The following is a 21,201-nucleotide window of genomic DNA, read 5'->3' on the forward strand; positions in this document are numbered from 1 at the left end:
TTAATGTTAAAAATATTTTGCAAGTTTAAATTAGCTCCAAATATTTATTTTATGAAAAAATTGATTGTACTTTTTACTTCATTAAGTCTTTTTTCTTGTGTGCAAAAAGAAGAAAAAATAATGAAAGTGGAGAATGAAGAAAATGTGAAAATTGCAAAGCAGGTTTTTGTAGAGTTCAATAATCATGATTGGCAAAAAATGGCAAATCTTTATATTGAAAATGCCGAATTCAAAGAGCCAACTTCAAAGATGAAACCGCATCAAAAAGCTCATGAACAGATTGTTAGCGAATATTCGGAGTTGCAAAAAATGTTTCCAGATGTCAAGGACTCGGTTGTTGCAGTTTATCCATCGGGAGAGAAAAATGTGATTATAGAGTTTGTTTCAAAGGGAACGAATCCCGATAAAACCAAATTTGAATTACCAATTTGCACCGTTTTTACGATAGAAAAGGGTAAAATCACAAAAGACTACACCTACTTCGATAACTCACAAAATTAGAATTGAAGACCTTACTAAAAGGTCTTTTTTATTGGACTAATAACTTTGTTTTTGAAAAAAATCATTTATTTTTGGTTAAACTTTAAATACCATAACTATGAAAATTGTTAAGACCATTGTTTTTAGTCTATTTGCATTAATGTTCATTAATGCAGGGTTGGATAAATTTTTCCATTACATGCCGATGCCACCAATGGAAGGCGAAATGAAAAATGCTTTTGAGGCTTTTGTAACCCTGAAATGGATTATGCCTTTGACAGGGATTATTGAACTTTTAAGCGGAATTTTAATCTTGCTTCCAAAAACAAGAACATTGGGTGCTTTGATGGCATTACCAGTGATGGTCGGAATTGTAGCTCATAATTTGACTTTTATGCCAGAAGGTTTAGCTATCGCAGGAGTTTTATTTCTTATTAACCTTTGGATGATTGGTGATAATTGGAGTAAAATAAAATCGATATTTTCTTAAAATTAATATGACTACAATTAAGATAGAAACTTCTATTAATGCTCCTTTAGAGAAAGTTTGGGATTACTTTACCAATCCTAATCATGTCACAGGATGGAATTTTGGTCACGAATCATGGCAATGCCCAAAAGCAGAAAGTAATTTGGTTGAAGGAGGAAATTTCTCGTACCGAATGGAAGCTAAAGACGGAAGTTTTGGATTCGATTTGAATGGATTTTTTGATGAAATTAAAACCAATGAACTCCTAAAATACCATTTGGAAGACGACCGAAAAGTAGAAGTGATTTTTCAAGAAAATGATGGAGCAGTTAATGTTACTCAAACTTTTGAACCTGAAAGTCAAAATCCACCCGAAATGCAAGAGCAAGGTTGGAAAGCAATTTTGGAGAATTTTAAAAACTTATACTGAGAATAACTAATCTGTTTCAGGTTTCGAGTAACGAGATACGAGTTTGAATAAGTGAATCTTAAGAAAAAAAAATTGAACTCGAAAACGTGTAACCCGAAACTCACAACTCGCAACCCGAAACCCACCCAAAAAATGAACGTAACCGAATATATTTCCCAATTTCCCGAAGAAGTTCAAAACTTGCTTGAACAAGTAAGAGCTATTATTATGGAAGAAGTTCCTGAAGCTGAGGAGAGAATCTCTTACGGAATGCCCGGTTATTATTTGATAGGAAAACCTTTGGTGTATTTTGCGGGTTACAAAAAGCATATTGGATTTTATGCTACTCCAAACGGACATGAAGCATTTGCTGAAGATTTTTCGAAATACAAGCAAGGCAAAGGTTCCGTTCAGTTTCCCCTAAATCAAGAAATTCCGTTCGATTTAGTCCGAAAAGTTGTGAAATTCCGAAAAGAACATATTTTAAAACAGGGTTAAAGAGCCAAGAACCAAGAACCGAGAATCAAGAACCAAGAGCCAAGAAAAAATAATGAAAAGCCAAGGAAAAAGTAAAAAGGTATATTTTCAATAAATACAATACGAATTTCTCGTCTTATGTCTCATATCTCGTGTCTCGGCTCTCGTGTCTAACATCTAACACCTTTTCCCTAATCCCTAAAACCAAAAAAAATGAATAACGACCTATTTCCATGTCTTTGGTACGATGGAGACGCAAAACAATCTGCTGAGTTTTATTGCGAAACTTTTGGCGGAAAAATTACGGTGGATTCTCCCGTTGTAATTAATATTGAATTATTTGGACAACGTTTAATGCTTTTAAACGGTGGTCCTCAATTCATCAAAAACGCTACGGTATCTTTCATGGTTTTGTGTGAAACCGAAGAAGAAGTTGAAAAATATTGGAATCCTTTAGCTGAAGGCGGAATCGTCTTGATGGAACTGGGCGAATATCCTTGGAGCAAAAAGTATGGTTGGGTCAGAGATAGATTTGGTGTGACTTGGCAAGTTTATTTAGGTCAAAAACAAGGTGACCAAAAAATCGTTCCAACCTTGATGTTCATTCATCAAAATAATGGAAAAGCAATGAAAGCAATGGAGTTTTATACCTCTATTTTCCCGAATTCACAGATTGGCGGAGTTTTGAAATATGGAGATGGAGTAGGGAACGAAACGCACGAAATTCCTGAAAATGTTCAGCATGCGCATTTTGATTTAGATGGTTACACGTTTTTCTGCATGGACAATTCTTACGACCATCAATTTGATTTTAATGAAGGAATTTCGATGGTGGTAATGACCGATGATCAAGAAGAAACCGACCATTATTGGAACTCTTTGATTTCTGATGGAGGTCAAGAATCCAGATGTGGTTGGTTGAAAGATCAGTTCGGGTTCAATTGGCAAATTGTTCCCAAAAGATTATTGCAATTAATGAACGATTTCGACAATCCTGCAAAAGCTCAAAAAGTCGTGGAAGCCATGTTGGGAATGCAAAAAATTGTGATTGCTGATTTGGAGAGTGCTTATAATTCCTAAATTTATTTTGTTTCATGAAAACAATTTCAGAGATAAATTTTGAAAAAAGTATAGAAAAAAAGTGGTTAATATATAGAGAATCATGGTTTGATAAGTTTGATACTTTTACTCATGTTTTTATTGTTTTAGCATTGAGTTTTTCTACATTTACATTGACTAAAAGTCAAGCGGAATTTAATGAAAACGAAATTTTTTTCATTTACATTTATTTTTTCATTCTGTTAATTGTTTGCATTGTTGTATATACAAAACTGACAGAAAAGCGTTTGAGGATAATTGAAACAAAAAATAACGAAGAAGAAAATAAAAAGATTTTAAATAAGCTTTCTCAAAGAAAAGGCTGGTTGCCGTTTAGAAATAATTCGAAAGCAATTATTTTTGTTGAAGATGATGTAGACTCTAATAAATACATAAAAGTTTTTCTTCTAAAAAACAATAAAATTTATTTTACAGTATTAACTGAAAGGTTTAGATTAAATTATCCAACTTTTACAGAGAATAGGGCAGTAAAAAAGTTAATTGAAGCAGAGATTATTAATTGATTCTTTTGCAAAAATTTATCAGTAGGAACGGGCTTTAGCCCGTTTTCAAAAAAGTAGAATCATTTGGCTTTAGCCAAAATTTATATTGAAGAAATCTCAAATTTCAATAGCAAATATTGACTATCTCTTTTTATCATGAGAATCAAAAATTTTGAAACATTGCTAAGTGAAACACCTTTACGCCCCTAAAACAGTTAATTATTTAAACAAAATCTTTACGGTCCTTGCGCTAAAAACTATAAAACGTATATTTTTAAAAAATTTAAAATAATTTAAAGTAAAGCCCTACTTTCGTTCGTCATGGGAGTATGGAAATTACAGGAAACTTTCTAATGTCCCAAACCGAAAAGGAAAATATCATTACTCAAACCGTGAAAAATTACGGTGGAAGATTGATGTCTTTCATTCGTCCAAAGGTGAAGAATACTGAAGATGCAGAAGATATTTTGCAAGAAGTTTGGGTACAATTCAGCAATTTGACCAATTTGTCCGAAATTGCGAATGTCGGAGGTTGGTTGTATCGAGTGACTAACAATAAAATAATCGACCGCTATCGAAAGAAGACTACTGAAAATCTTGAGGATTTCGGTTATGAAGATGAAGAAGGCGATTTTGTCATTCGAGAAATTTTGTTGAAAGACGAATCCGAAAGTCCCGAACTAAAGATGTTTCAAGATGAGGTTTGGAAGGAATTGTATAAAGCTTTAGAAGAACTTCCAGAAAAACAACGTTTGGTTTTTGTAGAGAACGAACTTAATGATAAAACGTTGCAACAAATTGCCGATGAACAAGGAGAAAATATCAAAACGATTATCAGTAGAAAACAATATGCCGTGAAATATCTTCGTACACAATTGAAGAGACTTTATGACGACTTAATGAACCAGTAAATTAAAAAAAAATGAATAATAATAGAAAAAAAGGATTTCTTTTCCTCCTATTTCCGATACTCCTTTTTGCGATAACTTTTGTAGTAATGTACTTGTGGAACGCCATTTTACCCGAAGTTACGGGTGTTAAATCCATAACATTTTGGCAAGCGATGGGGATTTTAGTTTTAAGTAAAATTTTGTTCGGAGGATTAAATTGCAAATTTGGAAAAGGACAGTGTGGAGAAGACTTCAAAGGTAGAATGCTCGAACGCAAAATGGAAGGAATGACTGATGAAGAGCGTGAAAAATTTAAAGAAAAACTAAAAGAAAAATTCGGAAGCAATCCTTTTTGCAAACGATAAATGATAGAAAAGCGAACTGATGAGGTTCGCTTTTTTTGTTGATTTTCATTTTTCTCTGTGTTCTCTGTGGTTTAATTTTTTACACAAAACTGAGGGGGCGAAGATTTTGGAATAAATTCAGGCTAAATTCAAGATTTTTAAAGTAAAACTCATAATTGTCCGTCTATCATAAAAACAACATTAGTTGATAATTTAAAATAAAAAATATGAAAAATTCAGGTTTAAAAGGTGCTTTAGGTGCACTTGCAGTAGTGGGAGTAGCGATGGTTGCTAAAAAAATGTCAGAAAGAAGAAAATTTATGAAAGGCATTTTCGAAGAGTATGATATCAAAGAAAGAACGCCTTTCGGATTTGCTGACAAAATTAGGGAACTCGATGACGAAAAGTATGCAGAGCTGAAGAATAAATTCAAAACTCAGTTTGCTTCCAAATGTCATCATCGTTCATGCAAGACAGAAAAATCGGAAGCATAATAATTCCAATTCACTTTATTACTTTTGTAACGGAAAGACTTTTCTTTCCGTTTTTTTATTTTTGTACCGCAAACCATCATTTTGAAAGATTACTATTATTTTCTTGGCGTTAAAAAAGATGCATCTGATGATGAAATCAGAAAGGCGTACCGAAAGCTTTCGTTGAAATATCATCCTGATAAAAATCCTGATGACGACTTTTTTGTTGAACGCTTTCGAGAGATTCAGGAGGCTTACGAAGTTTTGAGTAATTCTGAGAAACGTAGGTTGTATGATGGAGATTTGGGACAAAGAGAAAGAAGTTATCGGTCAGTTCAACCTCCGATTATTAGAACTTTTACAGTCAGCGAAGTTAGGGTGATGAAAGGAGATAAAGTCACCATCAAATGGACAACGCTTAACGCGGATGTAGTGAAGATTCTTCCTTTTGGATTAGAAAGTGCCTATGGCGAAAAAACCATTAAGATAACGGAGTTTAAAAATGGTAAATTTTATTTGATTCTTCATGCTACCAACACTTTGTTGAACAATACTGTGGTTAAGGCGATTACTATTTTTGAAACCTTCGAAAAGGAGCCAGAACGAGTAAAAGAGGACGCTAAAGAGTTTTTTAAAAGTCAAGAAAAATCAGAAGGTAATCCGCTTGGGGTTCCGAGTTATGTAAAGGTAATTTTGGCCGTTCTTATTTTGGTTTTAACCGTGACTGTGTTGGCTTTCTTGCTTGGGAAATAGGATTTTAAGCCATTTTTAGTCGGCCAGGACATTTTTTGCAACGTTTTCCCTTCTTAAATTTTTTACAACACGTTTTCTTGCCGCAGTAGATTTCTTCACTCCGATTTAACATGGGAGTCAAAGGTGGAACTTTGAATGGAATAATGTTATTCACTTTGCAAAGATGTTATTTAGAATAAATAAAAACAATACTTTTACGAAAAATTATTGCTTACGATCATTTCATTGAAGGGGAAATGATTTTTCGAGCCAATTTTCAGATTTTTAAAAATGCCTTTAATTGATTTTTTCCTTGATAAAAGTCATAAAAAAATTGTATTTTTACGAACCTCAGATTTTTTTTATAATTCAGTTATTAAAACCTTAGAAATACTTATGAATACAGTAGATTTCGTGTATCGACACATCTCCATGAATGAAGCCGACAAAGCAGAAATGTTAGAAAAAGTGGGAGTTTCTGATGTCAATCAACTTATTTCGGAGACCATTCCGGCTTCCATTAGATTAGATAGAGATTTGGAGCTATCGGAACCTCTTTCGGAATATGAAATGATACGTCATTCTAAATCATTGGCAACTAAGAATGCCGATTTTATGAATTACATTGGATTTGGATATCATAATACGATTTTGCCAGCAGCGATTAAAAGAAATATTTTCGAAAATCCTTCATGGTATACTGCTTATACACCTTACCAAGCTGAGATTGCACAAGGAAGGTTAGAAGCTTTGTTAAATTATCAAACGGTAGTCTGTGACCTTACAGGGTTTCCTTTAGCTAACGCATCTCTTTTGGATGAATCCACTGCAGCAGCTGAAGCAATGCACATGTTTTTCGAAAGTCGAACTCGTGATCAAAAGAAAGCGGGAGCGCAGAAGTTTTTTGTTTCTGATTTAGTACTTCCTCAGACAATTGCAGTTTTAAAAACAAAAGCAGAAGGTTTGGGAATTGATATTATTGTTGGTAATCACAAGAATCATCAGTTTAACGATACTTATTTTGGGGTGCTGCTTCAATATCCTGGTAAAAATGGAGTTATCTACGACTATACAGATAACATCAAGTATTACAAAGAATTTGCATTACAAGTTGCGGTTGCTTGTGACCCAATGGCTTTGGTGAAATTGAAATCACCAGCTGATATGGGAGCTGATTGTGCGGTGGGTACTTCTCAGAGATTCGGTGTTCCGATGGGTTATGGAGGTCCTCACGCTGCATTTTTTGCTTGTAAAGAAGACTATAAAAGAGAAATTCCTGGTAGAATTATTGGAGTTTCTAAAGATAAATATGGTGGAAGAGCTTTAAGAATGGCGCTTCAGACGAGAGAGCAACATATTAAAAGAGAAAAAGCGACTTCTAATATTTGTACAGCTCAAGTTCTTTTAGCAGTAATGGCTGGGATGTATTGCGTATATCATGGGCCAAAAGGTTTAGAATATATCGCAAATCAAATTCATTACAAAACCAATGCGCTTAATCAGGCTTTGAGAACGTTAGGTTATGATGTTGTTGATGAGCCAGTTTTCGATACTGTAAAAATCAGAATTCACGAAGAGGAAAAAATGTCGCTGATGCGATTAATGCGTGGAAGGGAAATTAACTTGAATTATTTCACTGAGGGTGTAGTGAGTATGTCTATCAACGAATCTACAACAACAGAAAAGTTAGATTTGTTAGTCGAGTGTTTTGCTCAATTTAAATTGAAACAAGGATTCCGTCTTCAGGTAAAAGAGGAAATTACAATTCCTGATGGATTATTGAGAAAAGACGCTATTCTTACTGAGGACGTATTCAATAAATATCATACCGAAACCGAATTGATGCGTTATATCAAGCGATTGGAGAATAAGGATTTGTCTTTAACGCATTCGATGATTTCTTTGGGTTCTTGTACGATGAAGTTGAACGCTGCAACTCAAATGTTGCCACTTTCATGGGGAGAATGGGGAAGTGTTCATCCTTTTGTTCCTACAGAACAAGCAGGTGGATATCAGCAGATGATTAAGGAATTGGAAAGTGATTTGGCGGAGATTACTGGTTTCGCTGGAACGTCTCTTCAGCCAAATTCTGGAGCTCAAGGAGAGTATGCTGGGTTGATGGTGATTAGAGAATATCACAAAAGTAGAGGAGAAAAACATAGAAATATTGTTTTGATTCCTCAATCTGCACATGGAACCAATCCTGCATCGGCTGTTTTGGCCGGTATGAAGGTGGTTGTTGTTAAAAATTTAGAAAACGGTACTATCGACTTCGAAGATTTGAAGGCTAAAGCTGAAGAGCACAGTGTAAATCTTAGTTGTGCAATGATTACATATCCTTCGACTTACGGATTTTTTGATGAAAATATCGTTGAAATTACAGATTTGATTCACCAACATGGAGGTCAAGTTTATATGGATGGTGCTAATATGAATGCTCAAGTAGGATTCACAAGTCCTGGGAAGATTGGAGCGGATGTTTGTCATCTTAATTTACATAAAACATTTGCTATCCCTCATGGAGGTGGAGGTCCTGGAGTAGGTCCGATTTGTGTTGCAAAGCATTTGGTTCCATTTTTACCTTCAAATCCAAATATTAAAATTGGTGGAAAAGAAGCGATTGATGCAATTTCAGGAGCGCCTTACGGTTCTTCATTAGTACTGAATATTTCCTATGCTTATATCAAAATGCTTGGGACATCTGGTCTTAAGAAAGCTACAGAGCATGCAATTCTTAACGCGAATTACTTGAAAGAAGTTCTTGCAGAACATTTCCCAATTCTATATGCGAATCAGAATGGAAGAGTGGCGCATGAGTGTATCGTTGATTTTAGACAGTTTAAATCTATTGGAATTGAGGTAGCTGATGTGGCGAAGAGATTGATGGATTATGGATTCCATGCTCCAACAGTATCTTTCCCAGTTGCTGGTACCTTGATGATTGAACCAACTGAATCCGAAAGTAAGGAAGAAATCGATCGTTTTGCTCAAGCTTTGATTAGTATCAAAAAAGAGATTGAAGAAATAGTCAATGGTGATGCAGATGCAGAAAACAATGTTCTGCGAAATGCACCACATACGCAACAGATTGTTATCTCTGATTCTTGGGATAAACCATACAGCAGAGAAAAGGCTGCTTATCCATTGGATTGGGTACGAGATCATAAATTCTGGGCTTCAGTTTCGAGAGTAGACGAAGCTTTTGGGGATCGAAATCTCGTTTGTACCTGCGAACCAATCGAAAGTTACATGTCTTAAAAAAAATATTTTATTAATATAAAACGCCGAAATCTTGATTTCGGCGTTTTTTTTATTTCTTATTTATAAATATATTATATATTTTACACTAAATGCCTTTTTGTATTATGTTATGTATATAAATAATCTTATATTGGCATTGAAATCGTTAAAATAGTAAGATAATTTTATTAATTAGATAATTTTAACGATTTGATTTTTGAGTTTTGTATTAAATTGTAGTGATGAAGTGCTGTATTAGCGGATTACTGAGTTTACTTGATATCTAAAATAAAATTTAAGCTTAATAATTATTGATTTAGAAGAAATTATTGAGGATGGTGTTGTGAAAAATTGTGCGAGTTATTTCTCGAAGTAGCATTTCATCTTTCTTCTGCTGATTTATAATTTAAGAATCAAAAGTTGTTGATATATGAATCTCACAAAATGAATAATAATATGACAATCAAAAAACAATTTGTAGTGCTCAGCGTGCTATTTTTTCTGTGTAGTATGATGTTGTTTTCTCGAAATCCAGAAGGATGTATTGGATTTCAGAATCAAAAATTATATACTAACTGTAGTGTAGTTAACTCATCTAATTATTTCATCGATTTTTCGGTAAGGGATGCACAGGTTTTTACTAATTCAATTGCAAAGGTTTCTGAAAATTATTTTTTCATTTTTTCTCATGCTAAACCAGGCTATTTATTAATCAAGGGAGAATGGTTAGATCAAAAACAAATTGTTGCTTTTTTGAAGAACTATGATCTAAAAGGAAAACAAATTCTAATTTATGGCTGTGAATTTGGTAAGGGTCAAATAGGTCAGAGAGCAGTAAGTTATATTGCGAAAGAATTGCAGGTCAAAGTTTCAGCTTCAGATGATATCTCAGGAGAAGGGGGCGATTGGGACTTAGAGGTCGGTGCTAAATTTGACAAAAAGTTACCATTTAATTTTCAGTACAATCTTCAATGTGCCGGAGTTGTAGGAGGAACGACCGATGCTGATGATTATGATGGAGATGGAGTTTGTAATTTTTTTGATTTAGATGATGATAACGATGGGATTTTAGATGAGTACGAAACGAATAAAATCTGTTCAACTGCTGGTCTTAATCTCTCAGGTATGGCGAGTAATCCTTCCATTGGAGATGTTGTTATTAGCAATCGACTTTTAACTACTTCCAATGTTGTTTATACAGGGACGACTTTTAGTTTTCAGATTACGGATAAAAGTGGGACTACTGCTCCGTCATGGCCAAATCTGAGGGGAAATAATACTGGAGACTTAGCTTTTGGTAGAGGAGGTGGTGGTGCTGCAATGGGTGGTTTAATGACATTTAGCAATAAAATTTCATTAACTGTTTCAGAAAACATTACACTTGCTGGCTCAACCTCCAATAATGACGTTTATGTTTTCACAATTCCAACAGATGGATACTATGTTATCAAGGATGGAGGTGTGGCAGATTTTACTATAACAAACGCTTCCCCAACTTCTGTGCAACTTAATTTTGGAATAGGAGGTGATAATAATTGGTCTATTCAGTTTTTTAATATTAATCAATTAGGGGTGAAGTATATCTCGACTACAGGAGATAACACAGCGCCAATTAATTTCTTACCGTGTAGTTATACCGATTCGGATCTTGACGGAGATGGAATTGTTAATCGTTTGGATTTAGATAGCGATAATGATGGCTGTCTTGATGCTATTGAAGGAGATGAAAATGTTGCCTTATCTCAGTTAGTTTCTGCTGGTGGCTCGGCAGTTGTTGGAGCAGGTTCTATAGCTGCTAATAAGAATCTTGGAATAACTGTGGATCCTAATGGAGTCCCAACTATTGTAAATAGTGGTGGTTCTGCTGATTTTGGTGCGGATCAGGGTCAAGGTGCAGGATCCTCACAAAACGCATCTATTTTGTCATCGGAATGTACGGACCCGTGTTTAAGTGGATCAATAAACTTCATAGATTCTGATGGAGACGGTATTGGAGATGTTTGTGATTTGGATGATGATAATGATGGTATTTTGGATATCAGTGAAGGTGGAACTTGTGAGTATGTTACCTACTCTGGTGCTGGTCAAGCGGTTAAAATCGTGTCAAGTCAAGGTATTACCGGTATTGGAACTGGGCAATTTACTGGTTGGGGAGGTGGTACTGCAAATGGCGGTACGGGTATAGCGGGAACTTATGATTTGGGAACAACAACAGGTTATAATGGTGGCGGAAATTGGGTCCCAGCGACGCATGACAATAAAGGAAATGGAGTACGATATACGCTCAAACATGTGTATAGTCATGTTGGCTCTTTTATATTGTGGAATGATCATAATTTTAGTTCTGGACAAAATGATGGTATTAATAGTTTTTCGATTAAATTATATGACCAAAATAATTATTTATTAGGCACTGAGAGTGGTTTTACTGCTTTAAACTCAGGTTCTTTGCAAACATTTACTTTCAGTAAAAGTTATCATGGTGTAGCGCATTTTGAATTAATTATTAATACTACATATACAAGAGTTCCAGTGCAGTTTTCAGAAGTTGGTATAATAGGGGATACTAATGGTCTAAGTTGTTTCACAAATTTAGATACAGATAATGATGGAATTTTTAATCATTTGGATTTAGATGCTGATAACGATGGCTGTCCAGATGCTATTGAAGGAAGTGGAAATTTTTCCTCAGTTGATTTAGTGGGTTCTTCAGGAACCATTGGTGTTGGTTCGGGTTCTGCATCAAGTTCTATAAATTTCGGGATAATTGTGAATTCAACTTATGGAAGTTCTACTTATGGTGTGCCTACAGCTGTTGGAAGTGGGCAGGGGATTGGTAATTCTGCAAATAGCTTGATTAATGACGGGTGTACAACAACAGCTTGTTATAATGGTGTTGCTAATGTATCGACAGGTATTGCAACAAAGCATGGGATTACATTGATGAAAAGAGCTGGAGATCATGATTCTAGTAATGATTGGCCAATGAATCGTAAGTCAGCGCATACGGTCTTGGAATCTAGTAAAAAGGGCTTTGTGATTACCAGAATGACTACTGCTGAAGTTACTGCAATTACGAATCCGGTAGAAGGAATGATGGTATATGACAAAGATGCTAAATGCTTGAAAATCTATGACGGTACAGTTTGGAGTTGTTTTTCAACACCAGCGTGTCCATAATTTAGGGCTAAATATTTTATAGAAGTATTTGATGTTTATTCCCTTTAGAATTAAACTTAAACGAAATAGAAAGATGAAAAATAAAGATTTATTAACCGCATTGTTTTCGATATTAGTATTTACGAATTTATCTTCTCAGGTTATCATTGGAGATAAAGTAGGTACGGCTTCTAATAAAACTTCAGTATTGTTAGAATTTGCGAATACTAATAATAAAGGTGTTATTTTGCCTTATGTAACGGCATTGCCTGCATCACCAACTCCTGGCACTCTGGTTTTGGATGCGACTAATCCATCTCAAGCTAGAGTTAAATTCTATAATTTGAACACTGCGGCAGGAAGTGATGGATGGACAGATTTAAGTGGTCAAAATGGAGTTGTTACTAGTGAAATAAATTATCAAAATAGTTACCAAACCAATGAAGCTAATTCTAAAGCGATTATTGGAGCGTCAACATCAACAGTAGATGGCGTATTGGTCTTAGAAAGTACGACCAAAGCCATGGTTCTTCCAATAGTAAGTGATGTTAATAATATACCAAGTCCAAGTCCTGGTATGATGGTCTATATTAATAAATCAGGCGCAAAGCGTCTTGCTGTTTTTAACGGAAGCAAATGGAGCTTCTGGAAGCCGTAATCAAATTTTGTGATAGTTTTTATGAAATTCAAGGGCCTCGCGAAAGCGAGGCCTTTTTTTTATCAATATTCTTTATTTTTTTTCCAATATATGGAATTCATCGTTTATTTTGGAAAAAGTTCAGATAATCGAAATTGAGTTATTTGTTTGTAACGCGTTGATTGTCAAATTGTTTTTTTTCGTTTTGTTAGTAGCTTGTTTTGTGTGGGAATGTAATTTGAGAATACTTCAACCACATGGTAATGAAGCCTATATTCATCATCATGGTTTCTTTGGTAAAACAATGAAAAATAACTAACAGTTAAACTAACGTCACAAAGATGAAAAAAAATTATTGAATTAGGCATTTAAGCAATAATTATAAAAAAAACAATGAAAAATATAAAAACAAAGATACTAGGATTAAGTTTGGTTGCTTTAAGCAGCCTAGCTTATTCCCAAGTAGTGATAGGAGGAAAGAAAGGAAGTGCAGAGGAGAGAAGCCTCAGTACGGCATCCGTACTATTAGATTTCCCGATGAACAAGAACAAAGGAATCATCTTACCTTATGTAACAACCTTACCAAGTTCACCAACACCAGGAACGATTATCTTAGATGCAAGAAATTCAACAGGAGCAAGAGTTAAATTCTATAATGAGAACCCAACAGCTGGAACTGATGGTTGGACTGACTTAAGTGGACAAGATGGAACAGTTTCAACAGAACTAACGTTCCAGAATTTGTTTTCATCAAGAGAGGTTGATTCCAAGGCGATTATAGGTTCTGACACGACGACAGCAGATGGAGTCTTGGTGTTGGAGAGTACGACTAAGGCAATGGTATTACCAATAGTAAGTGATGTTAACAATATACCAAGTCCAAGTCCAGGGATGATGGTATATGTCAACAAAACAGGAGCTAAACGCCTCGCTGTTTTCAACGGAAGCAAATGGAGCTTCTGGAAACCGTAAATTCGATAATAAAATCCTGAGAATATTTTCTCAGGATTTTTTCTTTGATGATTTTCACTATTTTTGAAGAATGAATCTCAACGATATTTATACGCATCAACGAAGTGGTAATCATGCTCAAAGCATTTCTTCGCGAACTGATTTTCAGCGTGATTTTGACAGGATTATTTTCTCTTCAGCCTTTAGACGTTTGCAGAACAAGACGCAAGTTTTTCCGCTTCCTGGAAGTGTTTTCGTTCATAATCGATTGACTCACTCTTTAGAAGTTTCTTCTGTTGGTAGGAGTTTGGGAAGTATTATTGGTGAATTTATCGTTGATAATTTCAGAGCAGATTTGTCGGAAGATTCTCAGAATTTTTATCTCTATAATTTGAGCAATGTTATTGCGGCGGCTTGTCTGTGTCATGATGTTGGTAATCCAGCTTTTGGGCATTCTGGGGAAGATGCCATTGCAAGTTATTTTGAGAAGAATGAAAGTGAATTAAAATCCAAATTCAACGAGAAGGAATGGGCAGATTTGGTCAATTTTGAAGGAAATGCTAACGCCATTCGAGTGCTGACACATCAACAAAACGGTAAAGATTCTGGTGGGACTCAACTCACTTTTACCACGTTGGCAAGTATTGCAAAATACCCTTGTGAAGCCATCGCAAAGAAGAAAGGGGTTATCAATCGGAAGAAATTCGGATTTTTTCAGAATGAAAAAGAGACCTTTTTGAACATTGCAAAAGGAACTCAAATGATTTCTGAAAGTGATGAGCCCACGATTTATAAAAGACACCCATTTGTTTGGTTAGTAGAAGCAGCAGATGATATTTGCTACAATATTATTGATATGGAAGATGCGCATCGTTTAGGGATTGTTTCTACATCTGATTGCGAAAACCTTTTCATGGATTTAATCAAATCTGAAAATCAAAATATCTCAAGAGTTGCAGAAAAATTGACATATATTTCTAATGCTAATGAGCGGATTTCTTATCTGCGAGCAAAGGTTATTAATGCTTTAATTAATAAATCTGTAGAAATTTATCAGCAAAATTTTGATCGAATTTTAGAGGGAACTTTAGACAAAGCCTTGCTTGATATTTACAAAAAAGAGAATAAAACCTTGCAAAAAATTGAAGACTTTTCCATCGCAAAAATCTACGGACATAGGGCAGTAGTCGAAATCGAAAATGCTGGTTACAACGTTATGTATGAACTCTTAAACCATTTTATTCCCTCTATTTTGACTCCAAAAGAATCGCGAAAATCTTATCACAGAATGGCTCTGAAATTACTTCCAGAGCAGTTCAATTACGATGGAAGCAGCGATTATCAAAAGGTTTTGGGTATTATCGACTTTGTTTCAGGGATGACCGATAATTATGCCACAGACCTTTATCGTAAAATCAAAGGAATTGATATTGGAATGACGATGTGAAATTTTTACTGAAAATTATTTTTCCATTTTTTATAAAAATCAATTCCATTTTGGCCCATGATTCCTGCTACAATCTCGTTAAATTCTTTTTGCGATTTTTGGTTGAGAATGGCTTTGCCACCATTTTGCTGAACATAGGCTTCTTCTGCTATTAACAACCACTTATGAAGATTGGCTTCTAATTCGTCTAAGGATTTGGAATCTGGACATATTTTTAGAGGTTCGATAAGTCCGTCAAAATCACTTCCAATACAGATGTTTTTCCACGGTTTTTCCATACCGGCTTTTACGATACCCACTTGTATAATATGGATGACATTGAAACAAAAAGCCATAGGATGTCTGTCCTCTTTTGTTGGTACCAACCAGCTTTCTTCTTCTGTAACAGCCATTGATTCCATGGTTTCCACGGGAAGATTTTTTACGGAAATCTGCGGAAAATGCGTTTGGAAATCGGCAGTACTCAAAAACTCGCTGTCTCCTGCCATATTAAAGCCGACTTTAGCCTGAAAACCTAAGATTCTTACATCAAGACTAACTCCCAACAAACCTCCACTTTTTAAGACTTCTACAATATCTTCATCCATCAAATTGATTGACCAAGGGTTATAGCTGAAATCATTATTGATAAATGAACCCCATTTTCCTGAAGACTTTCTCTTGGTCTCGATAGCGATGGCTCTTGCACCTTTGTAATGGTAAACTTTACATTGGTCTGTATCCAAGGCGTTTTTCCATTCGTTATAGCTATAGCCAGTAACACCAATATGAGAAGCAACTAGTGGAATTTTGGTGTAGTCAATTTCAGTAGATGGAAATTTGGTTGAAATAAATTTTTTCCTGAATTGATACAAGTCTTGACGTGATTTCAACCCAAGATGCTTGATGTCGATAAGAATTGGTCTGGCTTCACCTTTATGGTTTTTCATAGTGTAGCACTTCTTCAAAACTTGGTAGCCCAAATTGGTAATACCGTTTCCGAATGGAAAAAATGAAGGATGTTTCAGCATCTTCATACCAAAGGCATGGGTTGCTAAAATCTGTTCCTTAATATGGGTTAGATGGGTAAGTGTCAAATAAAACAAATCCATTCCAGAACGAGATAAGCTGTGGTAAAAATATTCGAAATTGTCCGCTGGATTTTGACTGTGATGAGGAAGACAGTCGGGATCAGTATTTTTAATGGGGTCTTTTTCGCTGCAGTTTCCATTATTACGAGGAATCAGTTCTTTCCAAAGTTCGTCTTGAGAAAGCATTTTTTTGGTTTCAGCATCGATTAATCGGTCTTTTTCATAGTCCAATTGAGTGGTATTTCCTACAAGATATTTGCTGAAATTATGACTCCCTTCTAGACTGAAGCAAACTTCCAAAGAAGCGTTATTCCCTTTTTCTAGATTTCGGGAAGCATAATTGATAATTCCGTTTTCGTAAAGATAACGATAGATACTGAGTTCCATCAACATTAATCGGTAATAAGAGACTTCGCCGGCTCTTACTTTATCAAAATATTTTTTATCCAAAGGATTAGAGAAATTACTTTTGGGTATGCTTCCAAAAAGACCTTTGCTATCAGCAAACCCAAATTCTAAATTAGAAATTCCTGCAACAATAAGTTTCATTTGTCCATCTAGGCATTGTTGCACGGAGCTTTGGCTTTTCAGGATATGAAGGATAAGATTATCCAAGGTGTTAGTAATTACATTGGTCATCCTAATTGGCTGCATATATTCCTTAGGAGTCTTACTAAAGTTGGGTATTGCCTCATCATAATTACAGATATGATTTTTGAAGACTGGATGCAAGTGTAAATCAAAATATGGTGTCATGATCTTAGTTTTTAAAGCTGTCAAAATACATTTTTAGAATTTTCTCAGAGTCAGGAGTAGCAGTGAGTGAATCTGACTCAAATACGCTAGAAACAGAGTTACCTGTCATTGCAGAAATAGCAATTCTTCCTCGTTCGGTCATCATCATTTCGTTGATAGAACTTTCATATTGGGCTCCAGGTGTAATCTTCCTAATCAAGGTTTTCCAAAGAAAATGGACACCTTCTCTAATTCCTAAATCCCATTCCGTCTGTTTGAAATTGTTATAAGCATTTTGTAATTCAGAAGGTTCTGGTAATTTTTCTTTTAATAATTTTGAAATGTCCAATATTCCCGCGCCATAATTATCGGTGTCCCAATTATCGGGTTTGTACACAGATTTTTTTAAACAGGAGCGAAAAGCTTCAACGATTTGCCAAGGGAAGCTGTATAAGCGATAAATTTCGTCATAATTTTTAGCTTTCCATAAAGCTGCAGCTGCTGCCACATGGGGTGTTGCGTAACTGGTACCATCTCCAAAAACCATAATTTCGTTTTGTTTTTCATCCATCGAAGGGACGTAGACATCTTCTCCTGGCGCTGCGATATCGACCGCCTTTCCGTAACTACTTCCGCGCCATGGCTTTTGATTGGGATTAATTGCAGCAACCGCAATTGTTCCCGGATATAGGGCAGGAGCCACAATGGTTTCTACTTCATTTCCATCGGCACAACACCAGATAACACCATTCTCGTATGCAGATTTAGCTGCTTCAGCAATCATTAAGCGAGGATAACTACCCATGCACATAAAAACCACATCAGCACCAGTGTTGACCGCTTGATTAATAGCATCAACCATATTTTTGCCCCGTCCTATCAAGACGACGGATTCAGCGATGCGATAAGGTGTTACTTCTAGAAGAGTCTCTTTGTTTTTGTTGGTGAGGATTCCAGAGTTGCCATCGTTTTTGTAAGACATCTTTCCACCGTTGATAATACTTGCGGTTCTGGTACCATGTCCCGGATGTTTCAATAATCCCTTGTTCATTTCATCACGAGCGTCAGAACCATCGATAAAATCTTCGTCATTTTCATAATTAAATCTTCCTTTCACCTTTGCGTGGTCGGTATAACCAGTATCTAACTGAATCAGTTTGAGATTTCGCAATCTATCTTTAATGTCTTCGAAGTTTTTTTTGCTAGAAGCTATTTTTTCTAGAATTGCTTCTGCATCGCTTTCAATGGCAGTTCTGTAGTTTTTCTTTCCAGGTGTTGTTTCGGTAAGTCCCACTGCAATTCGGTTCCAATTTCGTTGACGTTCTTCTGATGTATCTTTAACAACATCAAAGTAGGGAGAAGCATTCCATTTTGTTTTGAAATCATCTTGTCTGCCTACAACACTACTGGTTTTCATGTTTTCTAAAAGGTCAAATTCGGCGATATTGATATTGCTTTTGGAGGGGAATTGCAAATCAGTATCCATGGGCAAATCAGGAGTAGCAGTTTTTATTTGAGGTAGCGATTCTAATTTAGCTGCAATTTCCCAAGGGTTTTCAGAAGATTGAACACCAACATAATACATTGTCTTTTGCGAATCAATGGTTGAAAAAGGAAAAAGAGCCTCATTGCTTACCATTTGAGGAACTAGTTTTTTGAAATTACTGTTCCAATCATCTTGCATGGCAGAGATGTTGACTAGTTCGATTTCAAAATATTGAATTTTTTCTTCAGTATAGGAAGTAGAATCGTTACTCGAATTAACATCTGAGTTGACGCTTGGGTTATTTGAGTTTTTCATTGGTTTTTCTTTTTCTGTTGAGTTAGAAGTAGAATTGTCAATAATCTGTTCGGTGGAGTTTGCAGATTTTTCTTCATTTTTCATAATAGCATTGCGCAAAACAGATTTTTTATAAACTTCCATTTCTTTTGGAACTTTGATGTTCTTGATACCACGAATCAAAGAACTTACACGGATTCCTTCGTTACCAATCCAATCTATTGATTCGTCTGGGTCTCCATTACTGAAGACACCACCATCTTTTCTTAAAATTTGACCTTGTGCATTTTTTCTTGGGACACTGCTGTGGTGGAGTGCAACAATTTCACCTGTTCCAAGACCTATAACAGCTGCGCCTGAACTTCCTGGAAGAGTGTCTGATTCGTAAATGAGAAAGTCATCCTTTAGAGTTAGCATTCTAATGTCTTTCATGACGATTTTTTTGTAATCTCCTTTTGGATGCTGGATGACCACGCAATTCTCGCCGTCGATAATTTTACCAAGATTTTCATTAAGGGTTACACAAGGGATATCATTAATGTTTTTGCCTTCTTTTGATTTTTGAGAAACCGCCACGATCGTAAAATCTAGTCCGCTTGTGGGTTGGTCTGCGGATTTGATATGAGAAGAGGTGATGAAGAATTTATCAGGCTCGAAACCGTATGTCTGTAACTTTTTGGAAACGCCATTGTCATCCATTTCATAGTAAAACTGAACCAACGAATTTTGGGCTGTTTCTGGGTCAGGAAATACATGATTATTGGTGATCAGAATTCCTGGTGCGATAAGAAATCCAGTCCCGAACCCGGTATTTCCATATCTTGTTTTGATGTTGATTCTACCAACGGATTCGGCGATTTTAAAAATTTTGTTCAGAATATGGATGTCCTGAAAATTGGGTACTCCATTAATTCTTTCCAAAGCTTCGGGAAGAGAAGTATTTTCTTTGGACGCTCTTCTAACGAGAGCTGCTTTATCAATCTGAAGCTCGGTTAAGGATTTTTCTCCAATACGATTCTCTGCAATCCCTTTTTTGATGGCTTCTATTTTTTGAGTAGCTTCCTGAAATCGTTGATACGATTCATTGAGAATGTCGACATCTAAAGACATATAATATAGTTTTAGTTTTTTAAATGAAAAAGTTCAATTGAATTCTGAATACATGTCAGAAGTTGTCCAAAAGCACTTGTTAGCTTTGGTGAAGGTGCGCAATCTGAGTTTTTGGTTAAGTGTTTTTTTAAAAACAATAGTGTAAAATTAGGAATCGATTTAACTATAAACAAGGGTGAAAATCCTATTTTTTTTCCTATTTTTACCTGAATATAATTTTAAAACTATGGGATTTATTGGAGTATTTGCCTTTTTGGCATTGGTAGTATTGTTCGCATCTTTCTTTACAGTAAAGCAGGAGACCGCGGCAATTATTGAGAGATTTGGAAAATTTCAGTCGGTTCGTCATGCAGGATTTCATTTGAAAATTCCTTTGATCGATCAAATTTCAAAAAGACTGAATCTTAGGATTCAGCAATTAGATGTTATTATTGATACCAAAACTTTGGATAACGTTTTCGTGAAAATGAAAGTTTCTGTTCAGTATCAGGTGATAAGAGATAATGTTAAAGATGCATATTATCGTTTGGAATATCCTGAAGGACAGATTACTTCATATGTTTTTGATGTGGTAAGAGCAGAGGTTCCGAAGATGAAATTGGATGATGTTTTCGTGAGAAAAGATGATATTGCTGTTGCTGTAAAAGGAGAATTGCAAGAAGCTATGTCAAGTTACGGTTATGATATTATTAAAGCTTTGGTAACGGATATTGACCCGGATGAACAAGTAAAACATGCAATGAACCGTATTAATGCAGCAGAACGCGAAAAAACAGCGGCAGAATATGAGTCAGAAGCTCAACGTATCCGAATTGTAGCGGTTGCAAAAGCAGAAGCCGAATCCAAAAAATTACAAGGACAAGGTATCGCTGACCAAAGACGTGAAATTGCAAAAGGTTTGGAGGAGTCTGTAAGAGTGTTGAATGAAGTAAATATTGGTTCTCAAGAAGCATCAGCTTTAATTGTGGTGACTCAACATTATGACACATTGCAAGCGATTGGAGCTACCAACAGAAGTAATCTGGTATTGTTGCCTAATTCCCCGACTGCAGCAAGTAATATGTTGAATGATATGATGGCTTCTATGATGGCAGCTTCTCAAATGGAGATTCAGCAAAAAGGTAAATAGATTTACTTAATTTAAAATGTTGAAATCCGTCAATTTTGGCGGATTTTTTTGTAGATTTAATAAATTAA

At 35.5% G+C, this 21,201-nt stretch carries 18 protein-coding genes; 16 read left to right on the forward strand and 2 right to left on the reverse strand.

Annotation, left to right across the window (positions count from 1 at the left end; translation table 11 throughout):
• Positions 1-51 precede the first annotated feature (51 nt).
• From AC4AGG_RS10015 to dgt, 15 genes are all read left to right on the forward strand, one after another.
• Positions 52-501 carry a nuclear transport factor 2 family protein gene (locus AC4AGG_RS10015; RefSeq protein WP_489771856.1) on the forward strand — a complete coding sequence of 150 codons (450 nt, stop codon included), beginning with the start codon at positions 52-54 and terminating at the stop codon, positions 499-501.
• A 97-nt stretch (positions 502-598) separates the two neighbouring features.
• On the forward strand, positions 599-970 hold the full coding sequence (locus tag AC4AGG_RS10020; protein WP_489771857.1) for a DoxX family membrane protein: 372 nt from the start codon (positions 599-601) through the stop codon (positions 968-970).
• A gap of 7 nt (positions 971-977) precedes the next feature.
• Positions 978-1,379 carry an SRPBCC domain-containing protein gene (locus AC4AGG_RS10025; protein WP_489771858.1) on the forward strand — a complete coding sequence of 134 codons (402 nt, stop codon included), beginning with the start codon at positions 978-980 and terminating at the stop codon, positions 1,377-1,379.
• Between the two features lie 132 nt (positions 1,380-1,511).
• Complete coding sequence (locus AC4AGG_RS10030) at positions 1,512-1,856, forward strand: iron chaperone (RefSeq protein ID WP_489771859.1); 345 nt, start codon at positions 1,512-1,514, stop codon at positions 1,854-1,856.
• A gap of 192 nt (positions 1,857-2,048) precedes the next feature.
• The gene (locus tag AC4AGG_RS10035) at positions 2,049-2,915 is read left to right on the forward strand and encodes a VOC family protein (RefSeq protein WP_489771860.1); all 867 of its coding nucleotides are present in this window, start codon (positions 2,049-2,051) and stop codon (positions 2,913-2,915) included.
• Between the two features lie 14 nt (positions 2,916-2,929).
• The gene (locus tag AC4AGG_RS10040) at positions 2,930-3,457 is read left to right on the forward strand and encodes a hypothetical protein (protein ID WP_489771861.1); all 528 of its coding nucleotides are present in this window, start codon (positions 2,930-2,932) and stop codon (positions 3,455-3,457) included.
• Positions 3,458-3,789: 332 nt separating this feature from the next.
• Positions 3,790-4,347: an RNA polymerase sigma factor gene (locus tag AC4AGG_RS10045; RefSeq protein ID WP_489771862.1), complete on the forward strand. Its 558-nt coding sequence runs from the start codon at positions 3,790-3,792 to the stop codon at positions 4,345-4,347.
• An 11-nt stretch (positions 4,348-4,358) separates the two neighbouring features.
• Positions 4,359-4,691, forward strand: a complete 333-nt coding sequence (locus AC4AGG_RS10050) for a hypothetical protein (protein ID WP_489771863.1) — start codon at positions 4,359-4,361, stop codon at positions 4,689-4,691.
• A 206-nt stretch (positions 4,692-4,897) separates the two neighbouring features.
• On the forward strand, positions 4,898-5,164 hold the full coding sequence (locus AC4AGG_RS10055; RefSeq protein ID WP_489771864.1) for a hypothetical protein: 267 nt from the start codon (positions 4,898-4,900) through the stop codon (positions 5,162-5,164).
• Positions 5,165-5,245: 81 nt separating this feature from the next.
• Positions 5,246-5,896 (forward strand): J domain-containing protein, encoded by a 651-nt coding sequence (locus tag AC4AGG_RS10060; protein WP_489771865.1) that lies wholly within the window; start codon positions 5,246-5,248, stop codon positions 5,894-5,896.
• Between the two features lie 375 nt (positions 5,897-6,271).
• Positions 6,272-9,133: an aminomethyl-transferring glycine dehydrogenase gene (gene gcvP, locus AC4AGG_RS10065; RefSeq protein ID WP_489771866.1), complete on the forward strand. Its 2,862-nt coding sequence runs from the start codon at positions 6,272-6,274 to the stop codon at positions 9,131-9,133.
• 438 nt (positions 9,134-9,571) lie between these two features.
• On the forward strand, positions 9,572-12,295 hold the full coding sequence (locus AC4AGG_RS10070; RefSeq protein WP_489771867.1) for a phage tail-like protein: 2,724 nt from the start codon (positions 9,572-9,574) through the stop codon (positions 12,293-12,295).
• 73 nt (positions 12,296-12,368) lie between these two features.
• Positions 12,369-12,932: a phage tail-like protein gene (locus AC4AGG_RS10075; RefSeq protein ID WP_489771868.1), complete on the forward strand. Its 564-nt coding sequence runs from the start codon at positions 12,369-12,371 to the stop codon at positions 12,930-12,932.
• A 372-nt stretch (positions 12,933-13,304) separates the two neighbouring features.
• Positions 13,305-13,883: a phage tail-like protein gene (locus AC4AGG_RS10080; RefSeq protein WP_489771869.1), complete on the forward strand. Its 579-nt coding sequence runs from the start codon at positions 13,305-13,307 to the stop codon at positions 13,881-13,883.
• A 70-nt stretch (positions 13,884-13,953) separates the two neighbouring features.
• Complete coding sequence (dgt, locus tag AC4AGG_RS10085; protein WP_489771870.1) at positions 13,954-15,309, forward strand: dGTP triphosphohydrolase; 1,356 nt, start codon at positions 13,954-13,956, stop codon at positions 15,307-15,309.
• A gap of 5 nt (positions 15,310-15,314) precedes the next feature.
• On the opposite strand, the gene AC4AGG_RS10090 is transcribed toward dgt, so the two are convergent.
• Positions 15,315-17,135: a hypothetical protein gene (locus tag AC4AGG_RS10090; protein WP_489771871.1), complete on the reverse strand. Its 1,821-nt coding sequence runs from the start codon at positions 17,133-17,135 to the stop codon at positions 15,315-15,317.
• Between the two features lie 4 nt (positions 17,136-17,139).
• Positions 17,140-20,004 carry a S8 family serine peptidase gene (locus AC4AGG_RS10095; protein ID WP_489771872.1) on the reverse strand — a complete coding sequence of 955 codons (2,865 nt, stop codon included), beginning with the start codon at positions 20,002-20,004 and terminating at the stop codon, positions 17,140-17,142.
• A 226-nt stretch (positions 20,005-20,230) separates the two neighbouring features.
• Here AC4AGG_RS10095 and AC4AGG_RS10100 point away from each other — a divergent pair, with 226 nt between their 5' ends.
• Positions 20,231-21,133 carry an SPFH domain-containing protein gene (locus AC4AGG_RS10100; protein WP_489771873.1) on the forward strand — a complete coding sequence of 301 codons (903 nt, stop codon included), beginning with the start codon at positions 20,231-20,233 and terminating at the stop codon, positions 21,131-21,133.
• The last annotated feature ends 68 nt before the right edge of the window (positions 21,134-21,201 follow it).

This window comes from Chryseobacterium sp. CG10_8, from assembly GCF_058117085.1.